This window comes from Streptomyces sp. ITFR-16 (assembly GCF_031844705.1).
Lineage (GTDB): Bacteria > Actinomycetota > Actinomycetes > Streptomycetales > Streptomycetaceae > Streptomyces.
The window spans coordinates 7,256,889-7,271,382 of the sequence record NZ_CP134609.1; the positions used below are offsets into that span (position 1 = coordinate 7,256,889).

Consider the following 14,494-nt stretch of genomic DNA (forward strand, 5'->3'; position numbering starts at 1 on the left):
CGGAGCGGGGTTCGCCGCCGGCTCCCCGCCGTTCCTTCCCCCGTGTTTTCTATCGTTGAAAAATCTCTGTGCACGACTGTTGTTTTACGTTTGATGCTGTGGCTCAATGTTCGATTGTGTGCTGTGCCTCACAGGTTCGAGGCACTTCAGCTCTCTCGACAGGACGACGCCTTGAGACGACAAATGCCCCGCCCCCGCGCTCTGTTCAGAACGGCGGTCTGTGCCGCCGCGCTGCTGATCCCCGTCGGGGCCACCCTGGTCCCGGCCGCCGCAGCCACCCCCGCCGCAGCCGCCGGCGCCGCCTCCGCGACCACGTTCAAGGCCGGTGACCCGGCCACCGAGGTCCATGGGCTGAAGGGCGAGTACTTCAGCATGTCCTCGCCCGGCGCGCGGGACTTCGACAAGCTCGGCGGGGTCGCCCTCGACCCGCAGATCAACTTCCCCGGTCTCACCGGCACGTTCGAGTCCACCACCGGACAGACGGAGAACACCACCGCCCGCTGGACCGGCGGCATCACGGCCCCCGAGGACGGTGACTACACCTTCGCGGCCAGCGGCGACAACGGCTTCCGCCTCTTCATCGACGGCAAGGTGGTCATCGACCACTGGGAGCCGGACTGGGACAACGAGCAGACCAGCGCGCCGATCGCGCTGAAGGCCGGCGAGACGCACGAGTTCAGGCTGGAGATGTTCCAGGACACCGGCGGCGCCAACATGTTCCTGCGCTGGTCCAGCGCGAAGCTCGCCAAGCAGATCGTCCCCGAGTCCGCGTTCACCCCGCCGGCCGACTTCGAGGTCTACCCGGTCGGGCTGACCGTCCCGGGCGACGGACAGCGCCTCCAGCTGGCGTTCGACGACAAGGCCGGCGACTACTCCGCGCTGAAGGACCACCTCACGATCGAGGCGGACACCTCCCCGATCCCGGTGAAGTCCGTCGCCCGGGTGCCGGGCAACGCCAAGGCCCTGCTCGTCACCCTGACCGCCCCCGTCCAGAAGGGCCAGCAGGTCCGGGTCACGTACGACGGCAAGGCCGGGCTCACGGTGGGCGGCAAGGCCGTCCCCCAGATCAGCCGCACGGCGAAGAACCTGTCCACGCACCGGCTGACCACCACCTGGGGCGACAAGCTCGACCGCAACCACCCGCTGCCCGAGTACCCCCGGCCGCAGCAGGTCCGCGACGCGTGGCAGAACCTCAACGGGCCCTGGGAGTTCGCCGGGGCCAAGGCGGGCGAGCAGCCCGTCTTCGGCAAGAAGCTCGGTGAGCGCATCACCGTGCCGTTCCCCGTCGAGTCGCAGCTCTCCGGTCTCGAACGCCACGAAGACCACATGTTCTACCGCAAGCTCGTCACCGTCCCGAAGAACTGGGCGGTCAAGAGCGGCAAGGACAAGCACGGCACGAGCAAGGACGGCAACCGCCTGAAGCTCAACTTCGGCGCCGTCGACTACCAGGCCCGCGTCTGGGTCAACGGCAAGCAGGTCGCCGAGCACACCGGCGGCTACACCTCCTTCAGCGCGGACATCACCGACGCGGTCAAGGGCAGCGGCCCGCAGGAGATCGTCGTCGCGGTCACCGACACCACCGGTGACGACCAGCCGAAGGGCAAGCAGTCCCGCAACCCCGGCGGCATCGTCTACACCCCGTCCTCCGGCATCTGGCAGACGGTGTGGATGGAGCCGGTCGCGCCCGCCTCGGTGGACAGCCTGACGACCACCCCCGACATCGACAAGGGCCGCCTCGCGCTGACGGTCAACTCCGCCGACGCCTCGGCGGGCGCGAAGGTCAAGGCCGTCGCCCGGGACAGGAAGGGCAAGGTCGTCGGCACGGTCACCGGCGCGGCCAACCGCCCGCTGAGCCTGCCCGTCGCCAAGCAGCACCTGTGGTCCCCGGACGACCCCTATCTGTACGACCTCGAGGTCACCCTCACCGACGGCCGCTCCAAGGACACCGTCGACAGCTACTTCGGTATGCGCTCGCTCGGCATCCAGAAGGTCGGCGGCTACCAGAAGCTGGTGCTCAACGGGAAGCCGTTCTTCTCCCTCGCCATGCTCGACCAGGGCTTCTGGCCCGACGGCCTGTACACCCAGCCGAGCGACGCCGCGCTGACCTTCGACCTGAAGGCACAGAAGGACCTCGGCTTCAACGCCGTGCGCAAGCACATCAAGGTGGAGTCGGCCCGCTGGTACTACCACGCGGACAAGCTGGGCCTGCTGGTCTGGCAGGACTTCGTCTCCGCCGACATCACCGGCCAGAAGGGGCAGCAGGCCTTCCTCTCGCAGGGCAAGGAGATGATGGAGCAGCTCCACAACTCGCCCGCGATCGGCGGCTGGATCGTCTTCAACGAGGGCTGGGGCGAGTGGGACCGCGCCGAGACCGGCCGGATCGCCGAGTCCGTCAAGGCGGCCGACCCCTCCCGCGTCGTCAACGCGCACAGCGGTGTCAACTGCTGCTCGTCGAAGGGTGACTCGGGCAAGGGCGACATCATCGACCACCACGACTACGTCAACAACGACGCCCCGTTCCCGGACGACCGGGCGGCCATGGACGGCGAGCACGGCGGCTTCACGCTCCGTACCGCCGGCCACATGTGGCCGGGCGCGCCCGCCGCGATCTACAGCGGGGTCGCCGACAAGGCAGCCCTCACCGCCAAGTACGTCGACAACACCCGCACGTACTACCTCGCCGCGGCCGGCGCCGAACTCTCCGGCTCCGTCTACACCCAGGTCAGCGACCTGGAGAACGAGCTCAACGGTCTCTACACCTACGACCGCCGCGAGATCAAGGTCGACCCCAAGAAGGTCCGCCAGATCAACCAGCAGGTCATCGCGGCCGGCGCGGCCGCCGGCCACCGCGACGAGGTGAAGGGCGGCGCCGCCTGGAACCTCGACGAGGGCAAGGGCACCAAGGCGAACGACCAGGGCCCCAACCACTTGCCGCTCACCCTCTCCGCCGGCACGACCTGGACCCCCGGCGTCCACGGCTCGGCGCTGAAGTTCAACGGCGAGGGCCAGTACGCCGAGACCACCGCCCCGGCGGTCGACACCACCAAGAACTACACGGTGTCCGCCTGGGCCCGGCTCGACGCACTGCCCGGCAACTACGCCACCGTCGTCAGCCAGGACGGCCGTCGCACGGAGAACCCGTTCTATCTCCAGTACGGCCAGGGCGCGTTCGCCTTCAGTACCCCGGGCGGCCACCGCGCCCGGCTGGAGATCACACCGAAGACCGGCACCTGGTACCACCTGGTCGGGGTGCGGGACGGCGACGAGGTGAAGCTGTACGTGGACGGCACGCTCGCGGCCACCGCCGCGGCCGGACCCGCCGATGTCAGCACCGGACCGCTCTCCGTCGGACGCGCCCAGTACGCGGGCCAGAAGGGTGACTTCTGGAACGGTTCCGTGGACCAGGTCGCCGTGTACGACAAGGCGCTGACCGCCGACGAGGTGAGCGCCCTGCACCGGGCCGGACAGGGGTAGCCCCCCGCTCCCGGCCGACCAGCGAGCCGCAGCCCGCCGTCGCACGCCGCGACGGCGGGCAGCGGCATGCGCCGGTGTGTGAGGATCATGGAATGGGACAGACGCAGATCCGTCGCCGCCGCGACGCCGACATGAAGGCGTGCCTCGACGCACTGTTCACGGTGTACGAGGAGGACCGCTATCCGGCCCGCTGGCCGGCCGATCCCGCGGGCTGGCTCACCCCGGACGGGCTGCTCGCCGCCTGGGTGGCGGTGGCGGGCCCGGACGTTCTCGGGCATGTGGCGCTGACCCGCACCGATGACGTCCTGGCGGCCGGAGCCGGACTGCCGCCGGATGAACTCGCCTCCGTGTCACGTCTGTTCGCGCGGGCTTCGGCGCGGCGGCGCGGGGTCGCGCAGGCCCTGCTCGACGTGGTGGCGGACGCTGCCGCGTCCGACGGCCGGCGGCTCGTGCTGGAGGTGGAGGACGGCGGTGCGGCCGCCGTCGCGCTGTACGAGCGCGCCGGCTGGCGCCGCACGGGCAGCCGCTCCGGCGACTGGACCACCGCCGACGGCCGGACGGCGCTGCTGCACACCTACCTCGCCCCTGACAGGGGAGCGGGGAAAGGGCCGACGGCCCGGACATGACGCGGGGTGCGTCGCATCCGGGCCGTCGGCCCCGGCGGTGAAGCGGAGGAGAGAGGGTTCAGCTCACGGCGCCCAGGGCGCCTCCACCGCCCAAGTGGTGTCCTCGGTGAACGTGGCAGGGTTGTCCCAGGCGTGGCCGCCGCCCGGGGTGGCCAGCCACACCTCCGAGTCGATGTGGCGCAGATAGCTGCCCGGCAGATTGGCGCTGGACAGCCGCACCCCGCCCGTCCCGCCGACCGCGCACCAGGTGGCGTCGGCCTTGAACAGCGCCGAGCCGTCGTTGGCGTCCCGCCGGACCCGGAAGTTCTGGTGCCGCAGGTACTCGCCGGGATAGTTGCGGGACTCCAGCGAGTAGCAGTTGCTGTTGGCGAGCCCGGTGACGATCTTCCAGGTGGCGTCGTTCTTCAGCAGCGCGCTGCTCCCGCCGTCGACGACGGCGGTGAAGGCCAGCGCGTCCTGATGGCGCAGATACTTGGTGGTGTGCCCCGGTGTGGTGACCCGCAGGGACTTGTACTGCCCGGTGGGCAGGGTCACCGGCGGGGCGGGGTTGCGGGATGCGTTGATGAGGGCCTGGTTGGCGGCCTTCACCCGTGCGGTGTCCACCTTGACGACCTGACGGTCGTAGGTGAGCAGCCCGTTGGCCTCGTTCTCCACATCGGTGATCTCCGTGTAGACGGAGGCGGAGAGGCCCGCGGGCAGCTGGCCGACCCGGATGCTGTCGAGCAGACCGACGAACCGGTTGTTCAGCGCGGCGACGCTCGCCTGGTCCTCGTAGCTGAAGCCACCGCCGGGGAACCACTCGTGGCCCGGGACCTTGTAGCCGAGGCCGCCGAACTCGCCGAGGACGGCCGCCCGGGTCGCCGTCGGGGCGGTGTTGCCGGGGCCGACGTAGATGTGGTTGTCGACCACGTCCCCGTTGCCGCCGTCCACCGACCCGCAGCAGTTGACCCCGCTCATGTTGTTCACCAGGCGGGACGGGTCGTACGCCTTCACCTCGTTGGCGATCCTGGCCTGGTCGTACTGGCCCCAGCCTTCGTTCTGGTCCACCCACATCACCAGCGAGGGCGAGCTGCGGTGCTGGTCGATGATCGCGTGGAACTCGGACTCCCACTGGGTGCGGGCCGCGGAGTCGGGGCTCTTGCCCGTGTCCATGGCCGGCATGTCCTGCCAGACCAGCAGGCCCAGCTTGTCCGCCCAGTAGAACCAGCGCTGCGGTTCGACCTTGATGTGCTTGCGGACCATGTTGAACCCGAGGTCCTTGTGGGCCTGGAGGTCCGACTTCAGGGCGGCGTCGGTCGGCGCGGTGTAGATGCCGTCCGGCCAGTAGCCCTGGTCCAGGGTGCCGGTCTGGAACACGAACTTTCCGTTGAGCACCGGGCGCAGCACTCCGTCGACCTTCGCCACGGCGATCGACCGCATGCCCGCGTAGCTGCCCGCCGAGTCGGTGACCGCCGAGCCGTCGAGCAGCTCCGCCTTCACGTCGTACAGGAACGGGTCCTCCGGGGTCCACAGATGCGCGTTCGGCACCGGCACGGAGATCTCGGAGCCGGCGGTCCCGGTGGCCGTGCCGACCACGCTGCCGCCGCTGGAGACGGTGACCCGGGCCGTGCGCCCGGCCGCCCCGGCGGTCTGCACCTTCACGCGCAGGGTGCTGTCGCCCAGGTTCGGCGTCATGTCCAGCCGGGTGATGTGGGCGGCCGCGACCGGCTCCAGCCAGACCGTCTGCCAGATGCCGGAGGCGGCGGTGTAGAAGATCCCGCCGCCGTTGTGCGGCTGCACGTCATTGATGCGCTGCTTGCCGACGGCCTGCCCGCCGGTCTGCGTCGGGTCGTAGACGGAGACCACGACCGTGTTCGTCCCGCCGTTGAGCTGCGGGGTGATGTCGTAGGCGAACGAGTCGTAGCCGCCCTTGTGCGCGCCGACCTGGGTGCCGTTGACCCAGACCGTGGTCTGCCAGTCGGACGCGCCGAAGTTGAGCTCGACCCGGCGGCCGTTCCAGTCGCTCGGCACGGTGAAGGTGCGCTTGTACCAGAGCTTGTCGTTCTCGGTGATCCTGCGCTGGATGCCCGAGAGCGCGGACTCCGCGACGAAGGGGACCCGGATCTGGTCGGGGAAGGACGCGGGCTGCCCGGCGTCCCGGCCGGTCACCGCGAAGTCCCAGATGCCGTTGAGATTGGCCCAGTCGGGGCGGGTCAGCTGCGGGCGCGGATACTCCGGCAGCGGCTTGTCGACCGGGACCTGACCGGTCCAGGGCGTGGTCATGGGAGAGGGCTTGGGCGACCAGGACGCGGCACCGGCCGGCGTCGAGCCGAGCCCCACCAGCGCGGTGGACACCAGCGCCAGCAGTCCCGTGCCGGCGATCGCGCGTCTCCACCACGGTCTGCGGCCGGGTACACGTAAGCGGCTCATCGATGTGTCTCCTTCGTCGTGTTACGGGGAGCGGGTGTGGAACAGCCGGGGGTCAGACGAGTTGCCAGAGGTGGTCGTCGGTGCCGTTGTCGTCGAACTGGACGACGTGGGCGCTGTCTTCGGTGGACATGGTGTCGACGCCGAGGACCTTGCCGGAGTGGCGGTTGCGGATGCGGTACCAGCCGTCGCCGTCGGGCACGAGCTGCCAGAGGTGGTCGTCGGTGCCGTTGTCGTCGAACTGGACGACGTGGGCGCTGTTCTCGGTGGACATGGTGTCGACGCCGAGGACCTTGCCGGAGTGGCGGTTGCGGATGCGGTACCAGCCGTCGCCCTCGGGCACGAGCCGCCAGTCGTGGTCGTCGGTGCCCGTGTCGCCGAACTGGACGACATGGGCGCTGTTGGCCGTGGACATGCTGTCGACGCCGAGCACCTTGCCCGAGTGGCGGTTGCGGACGCGGTACCAGCGCTGGGAGAACCAGGGCCGCCCGTCCGGGCCGGCCGCGGGGAACGCGGTGATGCGCAGCCGCGCCGCGCCCATCGGGACGAGCGTGACCTCCTGGACCGGCTCGGCGCTGCGGGCCGGGCCGTCCTGGAGCGGGGTGACGACGTGTTCCTCGTCCGCCGTCCACTCAGGAATGCGGCGCGCCCTCGCGGTCATGGTCAGCGGGGTGCCGTCCAGCGTGAACGGGTTGTCGTCCTTGACACGGCGGACCGTGTGGGCGCGCAGGGAGGCGGCGGGCTCGTTCTGGTCCAGGACGAGCCCGTAGTTCCACGGACCGGTGGCGTGCACCGCGTACTCCGGGAACCGGTCGGTGCCGCCGATCCGCTCGTACGCCTCACCGATCCTCAGCGAGTACGTCAGCGGCCCCCGGTCCACGCTGACGGCGCCGTGGTTGTGCTCCCAGGTGCGCACGGTGGTCCGCTGCGGGAAGCGCAGGGTCACCCGGTCGCCGTCGGCCCAGGTGCGCTCGACCCGGGTGAAGGCCGGTCCGGCGGGGGCCTCGGCCCGTTGTCCGTTCACCTCGATCTCGGGCGCGTCGCACCAGGCGGGCACGCGCAGGACGAGCGGGAAGCGCAGGGGCTTCGGCGCCCGCAGGGTCAGCGTGACCGTGTCCGTGAAGGGGTAGCCGGTCTCCTCGGTGAAGGTGACCTCGGTGCCGTCGGCGACCTTGGCCGTCACCTCGCAGGCGGCGTACATCGCGGCCGCGAGACCGCCGTCCGGGGTGGCGAGCCACAGCTCCTCGGTGAAGTACGGCCAGCCCGTGCCGTAGTTGTGCGGGCAGCAGCGGTACTGGTCGACGCCGGGCAGGAACGCCTGCATGGCGAAGCCGTTCTGGAACTGCCGGTCCTGCTTGGGGACGTTGTCCAGGTCCACGCTGTTGGCGCTGGTGATGTAGTGGACGGCCTTGCCCGACGGGTCGAGCGAGGCCGGCAGCGAGTTGAACGCCAGCTCCTCGCAGCGGTCGGCCCACAGCGGGTCGCCCGTGATCCGGGTGAGCAGCTGGTGGCTGGCCATGAACTCGACGATGCCGCAGGTCTCGAAGCCCTGCCGGGGGTCGCCGTGCCCGGGGCGCGCGTTCTCGTCCCCGGCGAAGCCGCCGCCGGGGAACTGGCCGTACTGGTCCATGGCCTTGCCGTACGTCCCGTACGTATTGCGGGTGTCCTGGGCCGAACCGCTGCGCAGGGCGTACTGGGCGGGCTCGCGGAAGCCCTGCGCGATGTTCACGTTGTGCGGGTTGACCAGGTTGTCGCCCCAGTCGGCACCGTTGGCGTGGATCTTGTCGGCGAGGTCCAGGAGGAAGGTGTCCCCGGTGCGGTTGAAGAGCCAGAAGACGCTGTCCAGGCCGTCGCCCCAGCGCAGGGCGATCCAGCTGGTGTTGAACGCGCCGGGCCCCTGGGCGTTCATGTAGCGGAAGAACCTGCTGAGGAAGGGGATGACCCGGGTGTCGCCGGAGTACTCCTGCCAGGAGCGCAGGGCCTGCACCAGCGGCAGGAACGGCCAGAAGTCCGGGCCTCCGTTGAGCGAGGTGCGCAGCGCCCTGGGGCCGAAGAACCCGTCGGACTGCTGGGTGGCGAGGATCGCGTCGAACCAGCGCCGCACCGCCGCGAGGGCCGTGGCGTCGCCCGTGACGATCGCGAGGTCGGTGTAGCCGCGCAGCCAGTACGGGACCTCCTCCCAGCCGCCGAGCTCGGGGCGGACCCAGCCGGTCGCGCCGAAGTCCAGGAAGTGCGAGAACTCCTCGTAGCGCCCGCACAGGCCGTCCAGCTGGAGCTTCAGCTGTCCGGCGAGCCAGCCGCGCGCGGTGACCCGGCCGGGCGGGAGCTTGAGGAACGCGGTGGGGTGCAGGGGGTCGGCGTTGGGGGAGTAGTGGCCGCCGTGGGCCGGCTCCGCCCGGTTCCCGGCGGCGGTCGCGGTGGCCGACCAGCGGCCTGCGGCTGTCGTCGCGGCGACGGTGGCCAGGGCCGAGGTCATGAGTTGTCTGCGGTTCAGGGGCATGGAGGGGGGCTCCTGCTCTGCCGGCCGTGCGGGGACTCCGGCGGCTCGGGGAAGGCACATGACACTGACGTGGTGCGACGGTGCGTCCGGTCCGGGCCGGACGCGCGCATGACGAAGAGCGCCGTCACGACCGGGAAGACGGGCGGGGCAACGCTCTTGCAACGTTGGAAAATTGGGTTCCGGCGGTATGACAGCACGCCGCCGGTCGGCTGTCCAGGGTTACGGCAGTAACCCGTGGGCCGGGGGCGCCCGTTCGTGCCGCGCGGCTCCGACACATTTTGGAAACGCATCGACAACGCTCTTGCCGCCTGTGCCGCGCCGCCTATATAACGTTGTAAACCGAGCCGCCGAGAGGCCGCGCAGGCTCTCACGACCGCAGTTTGTCCAGCTAGCGGGGTCGTGAGGAATGCAGTGACATCAGCCGCCGAGCGGCCGATGCATCGTCCAGCCATGACCGACCGCACGCCCCTCGGCGTGCCGTCATCCCGCCAAGGAGCTCCCGCGCATGATGATCCAGCGCCGATCCCGTACCCTCGCCGTGGCCTGTCTCCTCGCCGCCACCGCCACGCTGGCCGCCACCGGCTGCTCCAAGTCGGAGACCTCGGACAGCGCGAGCGCCGACAGCAGCCAGGGTGCCCAGGCGGCCAAGTCCCCCGAGTCGTCCTCCGGTTCCGGCTGCTCGCTGCAGACCTACGGAGCGCCCAAGCTGGACCTGAAGGACGCCGTGGTCGGCTTCTCCCAGTCGGAGAAGGAGGCCAACCCGTTCCGTATCGCCGAGACCCAGTCCATCAAGGACGAGGCCAAGAAGGTCGGCGTCAAGAAGCTGCTCACCACCAACGCGCAGTCGCAGCTGTCCAAGCAGATCAGCGACATCCAGGACATGCTGTCGCAGGGCGCCCAGTTCCTCATCGTCGCCCCGCTGAACTCCGACGGCCTGGAGCCGGCGCTGAAGGCCGCCGCCGCCAAGAAGGTGCCGGTCCTGACCATCGACCGCAAGGTCAACTCCACCGCGTGCAAGGACTACGTGGCCTTCCTCGGCTCCGACTTCGTCGAGCAGGGCAAGCGCGCCGCCGACGCGATGATCAAGGTGACCGGCGGCAAGGGCAAGGTCGCCATCCTCCTCGGCGCCTCGGGCAACAACGTCACCACCGACCGCACCAAGGGCTTCGTCGACCAGCTCAAGGCCAAGGCCCCCGACCTGAAGATCGTCGCCCAGCAGACCGGCGAGTTCGCCCGTGACAAGGGCCAGCAGGTCATGGAGCAGCTCATCCAGTCCAAGCCCGACATCACCGCCGTCTACGCGGAGAACGACGAGATGGGCCTCGGCGCCGTCACCGCGCTCAAGGCCGCCGGCAAGAAGCCCGGCAAGGACGTCAAGATCGTCTCCGTCGACGGCACCCGCAACGCCGTCCAGGCCCTGGTCAACGGCGAGTACAACGGCGTCATCGAGTCGAACCCGCGCTTCGGCCCGCTGGCCTTCGCGACCGCCCAGAAGTTCTACGGCGGCGAGGAGATCCCGGAGAACGTGATCATCACCGACCGCGCCTACGACGAGTCCAACGCCAAGGCCTCGCTCGGCGGCGCGTTCTGACCGACCCCGGCACCACCTGCCCGTAGCACCCGCAGGGGAACCCGCCGGTCCGGAACGGGCCGCGTACCGATCCGTACGCGGCCCGTCCGGTCCACGGCCGTGTCCCCAGCGGCGCACCGCCGCCGTGACGCTCCCACCCGTCACGGCGGCCGGCCGGGCCCACACCCTTGGAAGAGCGGAAGGCCAAGACCAGCCATGGCACCACCCGAAGCAGTACCGCAGCCGCCGGAGCCGGCCGCCGGCACGAAGGAGGCGACCGCGCCCGGCGCCCTCGTGAAGGAGGCCGCAGGCACGAAGGACGCCCCCGCCCCGGCCGTCCTGGAAGCCCGCTCGGTGAGCAAGCGATTCCCTGGCGTCGTCGCTCTCGACGGAGTCTCCTTCTCCCTGCGCGCCGGGGAGACCCACGCACTGGTCGGGGAGAACGGGGCCGGGAAGTCCACCCTGATCAAGGTGCTCACCGGTGTCTACCAGCCCGACGAGGGCGAACTGCGGCTGGCCGGAGAACAGGTCGCCTTCGCCCGGCCGTTCGAGGCCCAGCACGCCGGCATCTCCACGATCTACCAGGAGGTGAATCTCGTCCCGCTGATGAGCGTGGCGCGCAACATCTTCCTCGGACGTGAGCCGAAGAACCGTTTCGGCCTGATCGACTTCGCCCGTATGAACCGCGAGACCACCGAACTGCTCGACGGCTTCGGCGTCCGCGTCGACCCCAGGCGGCCGCTGCACACCCTGGGCATCGGCACCCAGCAGATGGTCGCCCTGGCCCGCGCCGTCTCGGTCAACGCCCAGGTCGTTATCATGGACGAGCCCACCTCCTCGCTGGAGCCGCGCGAGGTCGAGACCCTCTTCCGGGTCATCGAGGACCTGCGCGCCCGCGGCATCGCCGTGCTCTACGTCAGCCACCGCATGGAAGAGCTCTACCGGATCTGCGACCGGGTCACCGTGCTCCGCGACGGCCGCCACATCCACACCGGCGACCTCGCCGACCTCGACCGCATGCAGCTCGTCTCGATGATGCTCGGCCGGGACATGGCCGAGGTCCGGCGCTCCGGACTCACCAACTTCGACTCCGAGGGCCACGACGCCTCCCGTACCCCCGTCCTCACCGCGACCGGCCTCTCCCGCAACCACCAGCTCCACGACATCTCCCTGGAGCTGTACGCGGGCGAGGTGCTCGGCCTCGGTGGCCTCCTCGGCTCCGGCCGCAGCGAGACCGCCAAGGCCCTGGCCGGCGCGCTGAGCCTGGACTCCGGCGAACTGAGCGTCGGCGGACGCACCCTGCGCCGCCTCACCTCCGCCGGCGCCATCCGCGCCGGCATCAGCCTGCTGCCCGAGGACCGCAAGGCCGAGGGCATCGTCCCCGGCCTCTCGGTCCGCGAGAACATCGTGCTGGCCGCGATGCCCCGCCTCTCCCGCGCCGGAATCGTCTCCCGTGCCAAGCAGGACCGCATCGTGGAGATCTTCATGAAGCGGCTGAGGATCAAGGCCGCGAGCCCCGAGCAGAAGGTCGGCGAACTCTCCGGCGGCAACCAGCAGAAGGTCCTGCTCGCCCGCTGGCTATGCCTGGAGCCCAAGGTCCTGCTGCTCGACGAGCCCACCCGCGGCATCGACGTCGGCGCCAAGGCCGAGGTCCAGAGCCTCATCGACGACCTCGCCCGCGAGGGCCTCGCCGTCCTGCTCATCTCCTCCGACATCGAGGAACTCATCGAGGGCGCCGACCGCATCGTCGTCCTGCGCGGCGGCGCGGTCGCGGGCGAACTGGCCGGCGACGAGGTGGCCGAGAGCCATCTGCTCGAAGTACTCGCCGACCACTCACCGGCACCCGCAGGGAAGGCGCCGGCCGCCAAGGAGGACCCCCGATGACCCAGGCCGCAGTTCCCGCCCCCGCAGCCCGGCCGCTGGCCCGGCTGCGCGACCCCGCCTGGTACCAGGAGTACGGCGTCTACCTCGCCGTCGCGGTCGTCCTCCTCTTCAACGCCCTGTTCACCGAGCACTTCATGACCGCGGACAACCTCCGCACCCAGCTCGTCCAGGTCGCCCCCATCGTCATCGTCGCCCTGGGCATGGCCCTGGTCATCGGCACCGAGGGCGTCGACCTCTCCGTCGGCTCGACCATGGCCCTGGCCGCCGCGCTGCTGCCGCTCTACCTCGGCTACGGGCTGGTGCCGGCCCTCGTCATGGCGCTGCTGGCCGGCGCCCTCGTCGGCGCGGTCAACGGCACCCTCGTCTCCCTCGTCGGGCTCCAGCCGATCGTCGCCACCCTCGCGCTGTTCGTCGGCGGCCGGGGCCTGGCCCTGGTGATGGCGGACGGCCAGCTCAAGCAGATCGTCAACCCCGACCTGCTGTCCCTGGGCACCGGCTCGTTCCTCGGCATCCCGCTCGTCGTGCTCATCGCCGCGGTCCTCGCCGTCGCCGTCGCCTTCCTCGTCACCCGCACCACCTTCGGCCGGCAGATCGTCGCCATCGGCGGCAACCGGTCCGCGGCCGCCCTGGCCGGACTGCCCGTACGGCGCGTCCTGATCGGCGTGTACGTGCTCTGCGGCGTGCTGGCCGCCCTCGCGGGCATCCTCGCCACGGCCCGGCTCACCGCCAGCGACCCTTCCTCGCTCGGCACCCTGATGGAACTCTCCGCCATCACGGCGGTCGTCGTCGGCGGCACCCCGCTCAACGGCGGATCCATCCGGGTCCTTGGCACGGTCGCGGGCGCCCTGCTGATGCAGCTGCTGCGCGCCACCCTCGTCAAGCACGACCTGCCCGACTCCACCGCACAGATCGCCCAGGCGGCCATCATCATCGCCGCCGTCTACGTCGCCCGGGAGCGTCGGTCCCGATGAACGAAACCTCACCCGCCCCCGCGGCCCAGGCCCCCGCACCGCGCAAGTCCCCGGCAGCGGCCGGCGGCGGCGCGCCCCGCCCCGAGACCGGCGCGCCCTCCGCGACCGGCCGGCGCATCGCCGAACTCGTCCAGCGGCAGGGCGTGCTCGCCGTCCTGCTCACGGTCGTGATCGTCGCGTCCTTCATCTACCCGACGTTCGCCACGCTGGACAACGCCCGGGGCGTGACCGTCCAGGCCTCGTTCCTGGCCGTGGTGGCGCTCGGGATGACCATGGTCATCATCACCGGCGGCATCGATCTGTCCGTGGGATCGGTCTTCGCGCTCGGCGGGGTACTCGCCGCCTGGGCCTCCCAATGGGGCTTCCTGGCAGCCCTGTTCGTCCCGCTGCTGGTGTGCGGTGCGATCGGTCTGCTCAACGGCTTCCTCGTCGCCCGCGCCGGCATGGCCCCCTTCATCGTCACCCTCGCCACCCTGCTCGGGGCGCGCGGCATGCTCCTCGCCTTCACCGACGAGGGCGCCACCACCTACCTGGTCCCCAAGGACTCCGCCTTCGCGGAGCTGGGACAGGGCAGTGTCTGGGGCTTCGGCTACCCGATCCTGATCGCCCTCGTGCTCTTCGGCATTGGCGGCCTGCTCCTCCAGCGCACCTCGTTCGGGCAGACGCTCTTCGCCGTCGGCGGCAGCAGCGACGCCGCCACGCTGATGGGCCTGCCCGTCGCCCGTACCAAGATGCTCGTCTACACCCTCAGCGGACTGCTGGCGGGCCTGGCGGGCGCGCTCAACGCGGCGAGGCTCTCCTCCGGCGTCACCATCGTCGGCGTGGGCATGGAGCTCGACGCGATCTCCGCCGTCGTCATCGGCGGCACCCTGCTCATCGGCGGCGCCGGATCGATCAGCGGCACGCTCTGGGGCGTCCTGCTGCTCGCCGTCATCCAGAACCTGATCAACCAGATCGGCTCGCTGAACTCCTCGTACCAGTCGGTGGTCAGCGGCGGGTTCCTTATCGTTGTCGTCGTGGCCCAGCGCTACCTGGCGCGCAGCCGCAGAACCACCTGAGCCGG

Annotated in this window: 8 protein-coding genes; 6 read left to right on the plus strand and 2 right to left on the minus strand. The window is 70.5% G+C overall.

Annotated elements, in window-relative coordinates; translation table 11 throughout:
- Positions 1–183: 183 nt before the first annotated feature.
- Both RLT58_RS32130 and RLT58_RS32135 read left to right on the plus strand, forming a co-directional pair.
- Complete coding sequence (locus RLT58_RS32130; RefSeq protein ID WP_311313862.1) at positions 184–3,474, plus strand: LamG-like jellyroll fold domain-containing protein; 3,291 nt, start codon at positions 184–186, stop codon at positions 3,472–3,474.
- A 92-nt stretch (positions 3,475–3,566) separates the two neighbouring features.
- The gene (locus RLT58_RS32135) at positions 3,567–4,100 is read left to right on the plus strand and encodes a GNAT family N-acetyltransferase (RefSeq protein WP_311313863.1); all 534 of its coding nucleotides are present in this window, start codon (positions 3,567–3,569) and stop codon (positions 4,098–4,100) included.
- A gap of 63 nt (positions 4,101–4,163) precedes the next feature.
- On the opposite strand, the gene RLT58_RS32140 is transcribed toward RLT58_RS32135, so the two are convergent.
- Together RLT58_RS32140 and RLT58_RS32145 are read right to left on the minus strand one after the other, a co-directional pair.
- Positions 4,164–6,434 (minus strand): AbfB domain-containing protein, encoded by a 2,271-nt coding sequence (locus RLT58_RS32140; protein WP_311314717.1) that lies wholly within the window; start codon positions 6,432–6,434, stop codon positions 4,164–4,166.
- 127 nt (positions 6,435–6,561) lie between these two features.
- Entirely contained in the window at positions 6,562–9,006 is a 2,445-nt protein-coding gene (locus RLT58_RS32145; protein ID WP_311313864.1) for an RICIN domain-containing protein, read from the minus strand.
- A 505-nt stretch (positions 9,007–9,511) separates the two neighbouring features.
- Between RLT58_RS32145 and RLT58_RS32150 the strand changes: the two genes are divergently transcribed.
- The 4 genes from RLT58_RS32150 (at position 9,512) to RLT58_RS32165 (ending at position 14,489) form a co-directional block, all read left to right on the plus strand.
- Positions 9,512–10,597, plus strand: coding sequence for an ABC transporter substrate-binding protein (locus tag RLT58_RS32150; protein ID WP_311313865.1), 1,086 nt, complete (start codon positions 9,512–9,514; stop codon positions 10,595–10,597).
- A 195-nt stretch (positions 10,598–10,792) separates the two neighbouring features.
- Entirely contained in the window at positions 10,793–12,460 is a 1,668-nt protein-coding gene (locus RLT58_RS32155; RefSeq protein WP_311313866.1) for a sugar ABC transporter ATP-binding protein, read from the plus strand.
- Positions 12,457–13,431, plus strand: coding sequence for an ABC transporter permease (locus tag RLT58_RS32160; RefSeq protein ID WP_311313867.1), 975 nt, complete (start codon positions 12,457–12,459; stop codon positions 13,429–13,431). The genes RLT58_RS32155 and RLT58_RS32160 overlap by 4 nt, the downstream gene beginning before the upstream one ends.
- A complete protein-coding gene (locus tag RLT58_RS32165; RefSeq protein ID WP_311313868.1) occupies positions 13,428–14,489 on the plus strand; it encodes an ABC transporter permease in 1,062 nt (353 codons plus the stop codon). The genes RLT58_RS32160 and RLT58_RS32165 overlap by 4 nt, the downstream gene beginning before the upstream one ends.
- Positions 14,490–14,494: the final 5 nt, after the last annotated feature.

What these genes read in the sequence shown, in the direction of transcription:
- RLT58_RS32130 (WP_311313862.1), top strand. Translation starts at nt 184, where the DNA reads ATGCCCCGCCCCCGCGCTCTGTTCAGAACGGCGGTCTGTGCCGCCGCG.
- RLT58_RS32135 (WP_311313863.1), top strand. Translation starts at nt 3,567, where the DNA reads ATGGGACAGACGCAGATCCGTCGCCGCCGCGACGCCGACATGAAGGCG.
- RLT58_RS32145 (WP_311313864.1), bottom strand. Translation starts at nt 9,006, where the DNA reads ATGCCCCTGAACCGCAGACAACTCATGACCTCGGCCCTGGCCACCGTC.
- RLT58_RS32150 (WP_311313865.1), top strand. Translation starts at nt 9,512, where the DNA reads ATGATGATCCAGCGCCGATCCCGTACCCTCGCCGTGGCCTGTCTCCTC.
- RLT58_RS32155 (WP_311313866.1), top strand. Translation starts at nt 10,793, where the DNA reads ATGGCACCACCCGAAGCAGTACCGCAGCCGCCGGAGCCGGCCGCCGGC.
- RLT58_RS32160 (WP_311313867.1), top strand. Translation starts at nt 12,457, where the DNA reads ATGACCCAGGCCGCAGTTCCCGCCCCCGCAGCCCGGCCGCTGGCCCGG.
- RLT58_RS32165 (WP_311313868.1), top strand. Translation starts at nt 13,428, where the DNA reads ATGAACGAAACCTCACCCGCCCCCGCGGCCCAGGCCCCCGCACCGCGC.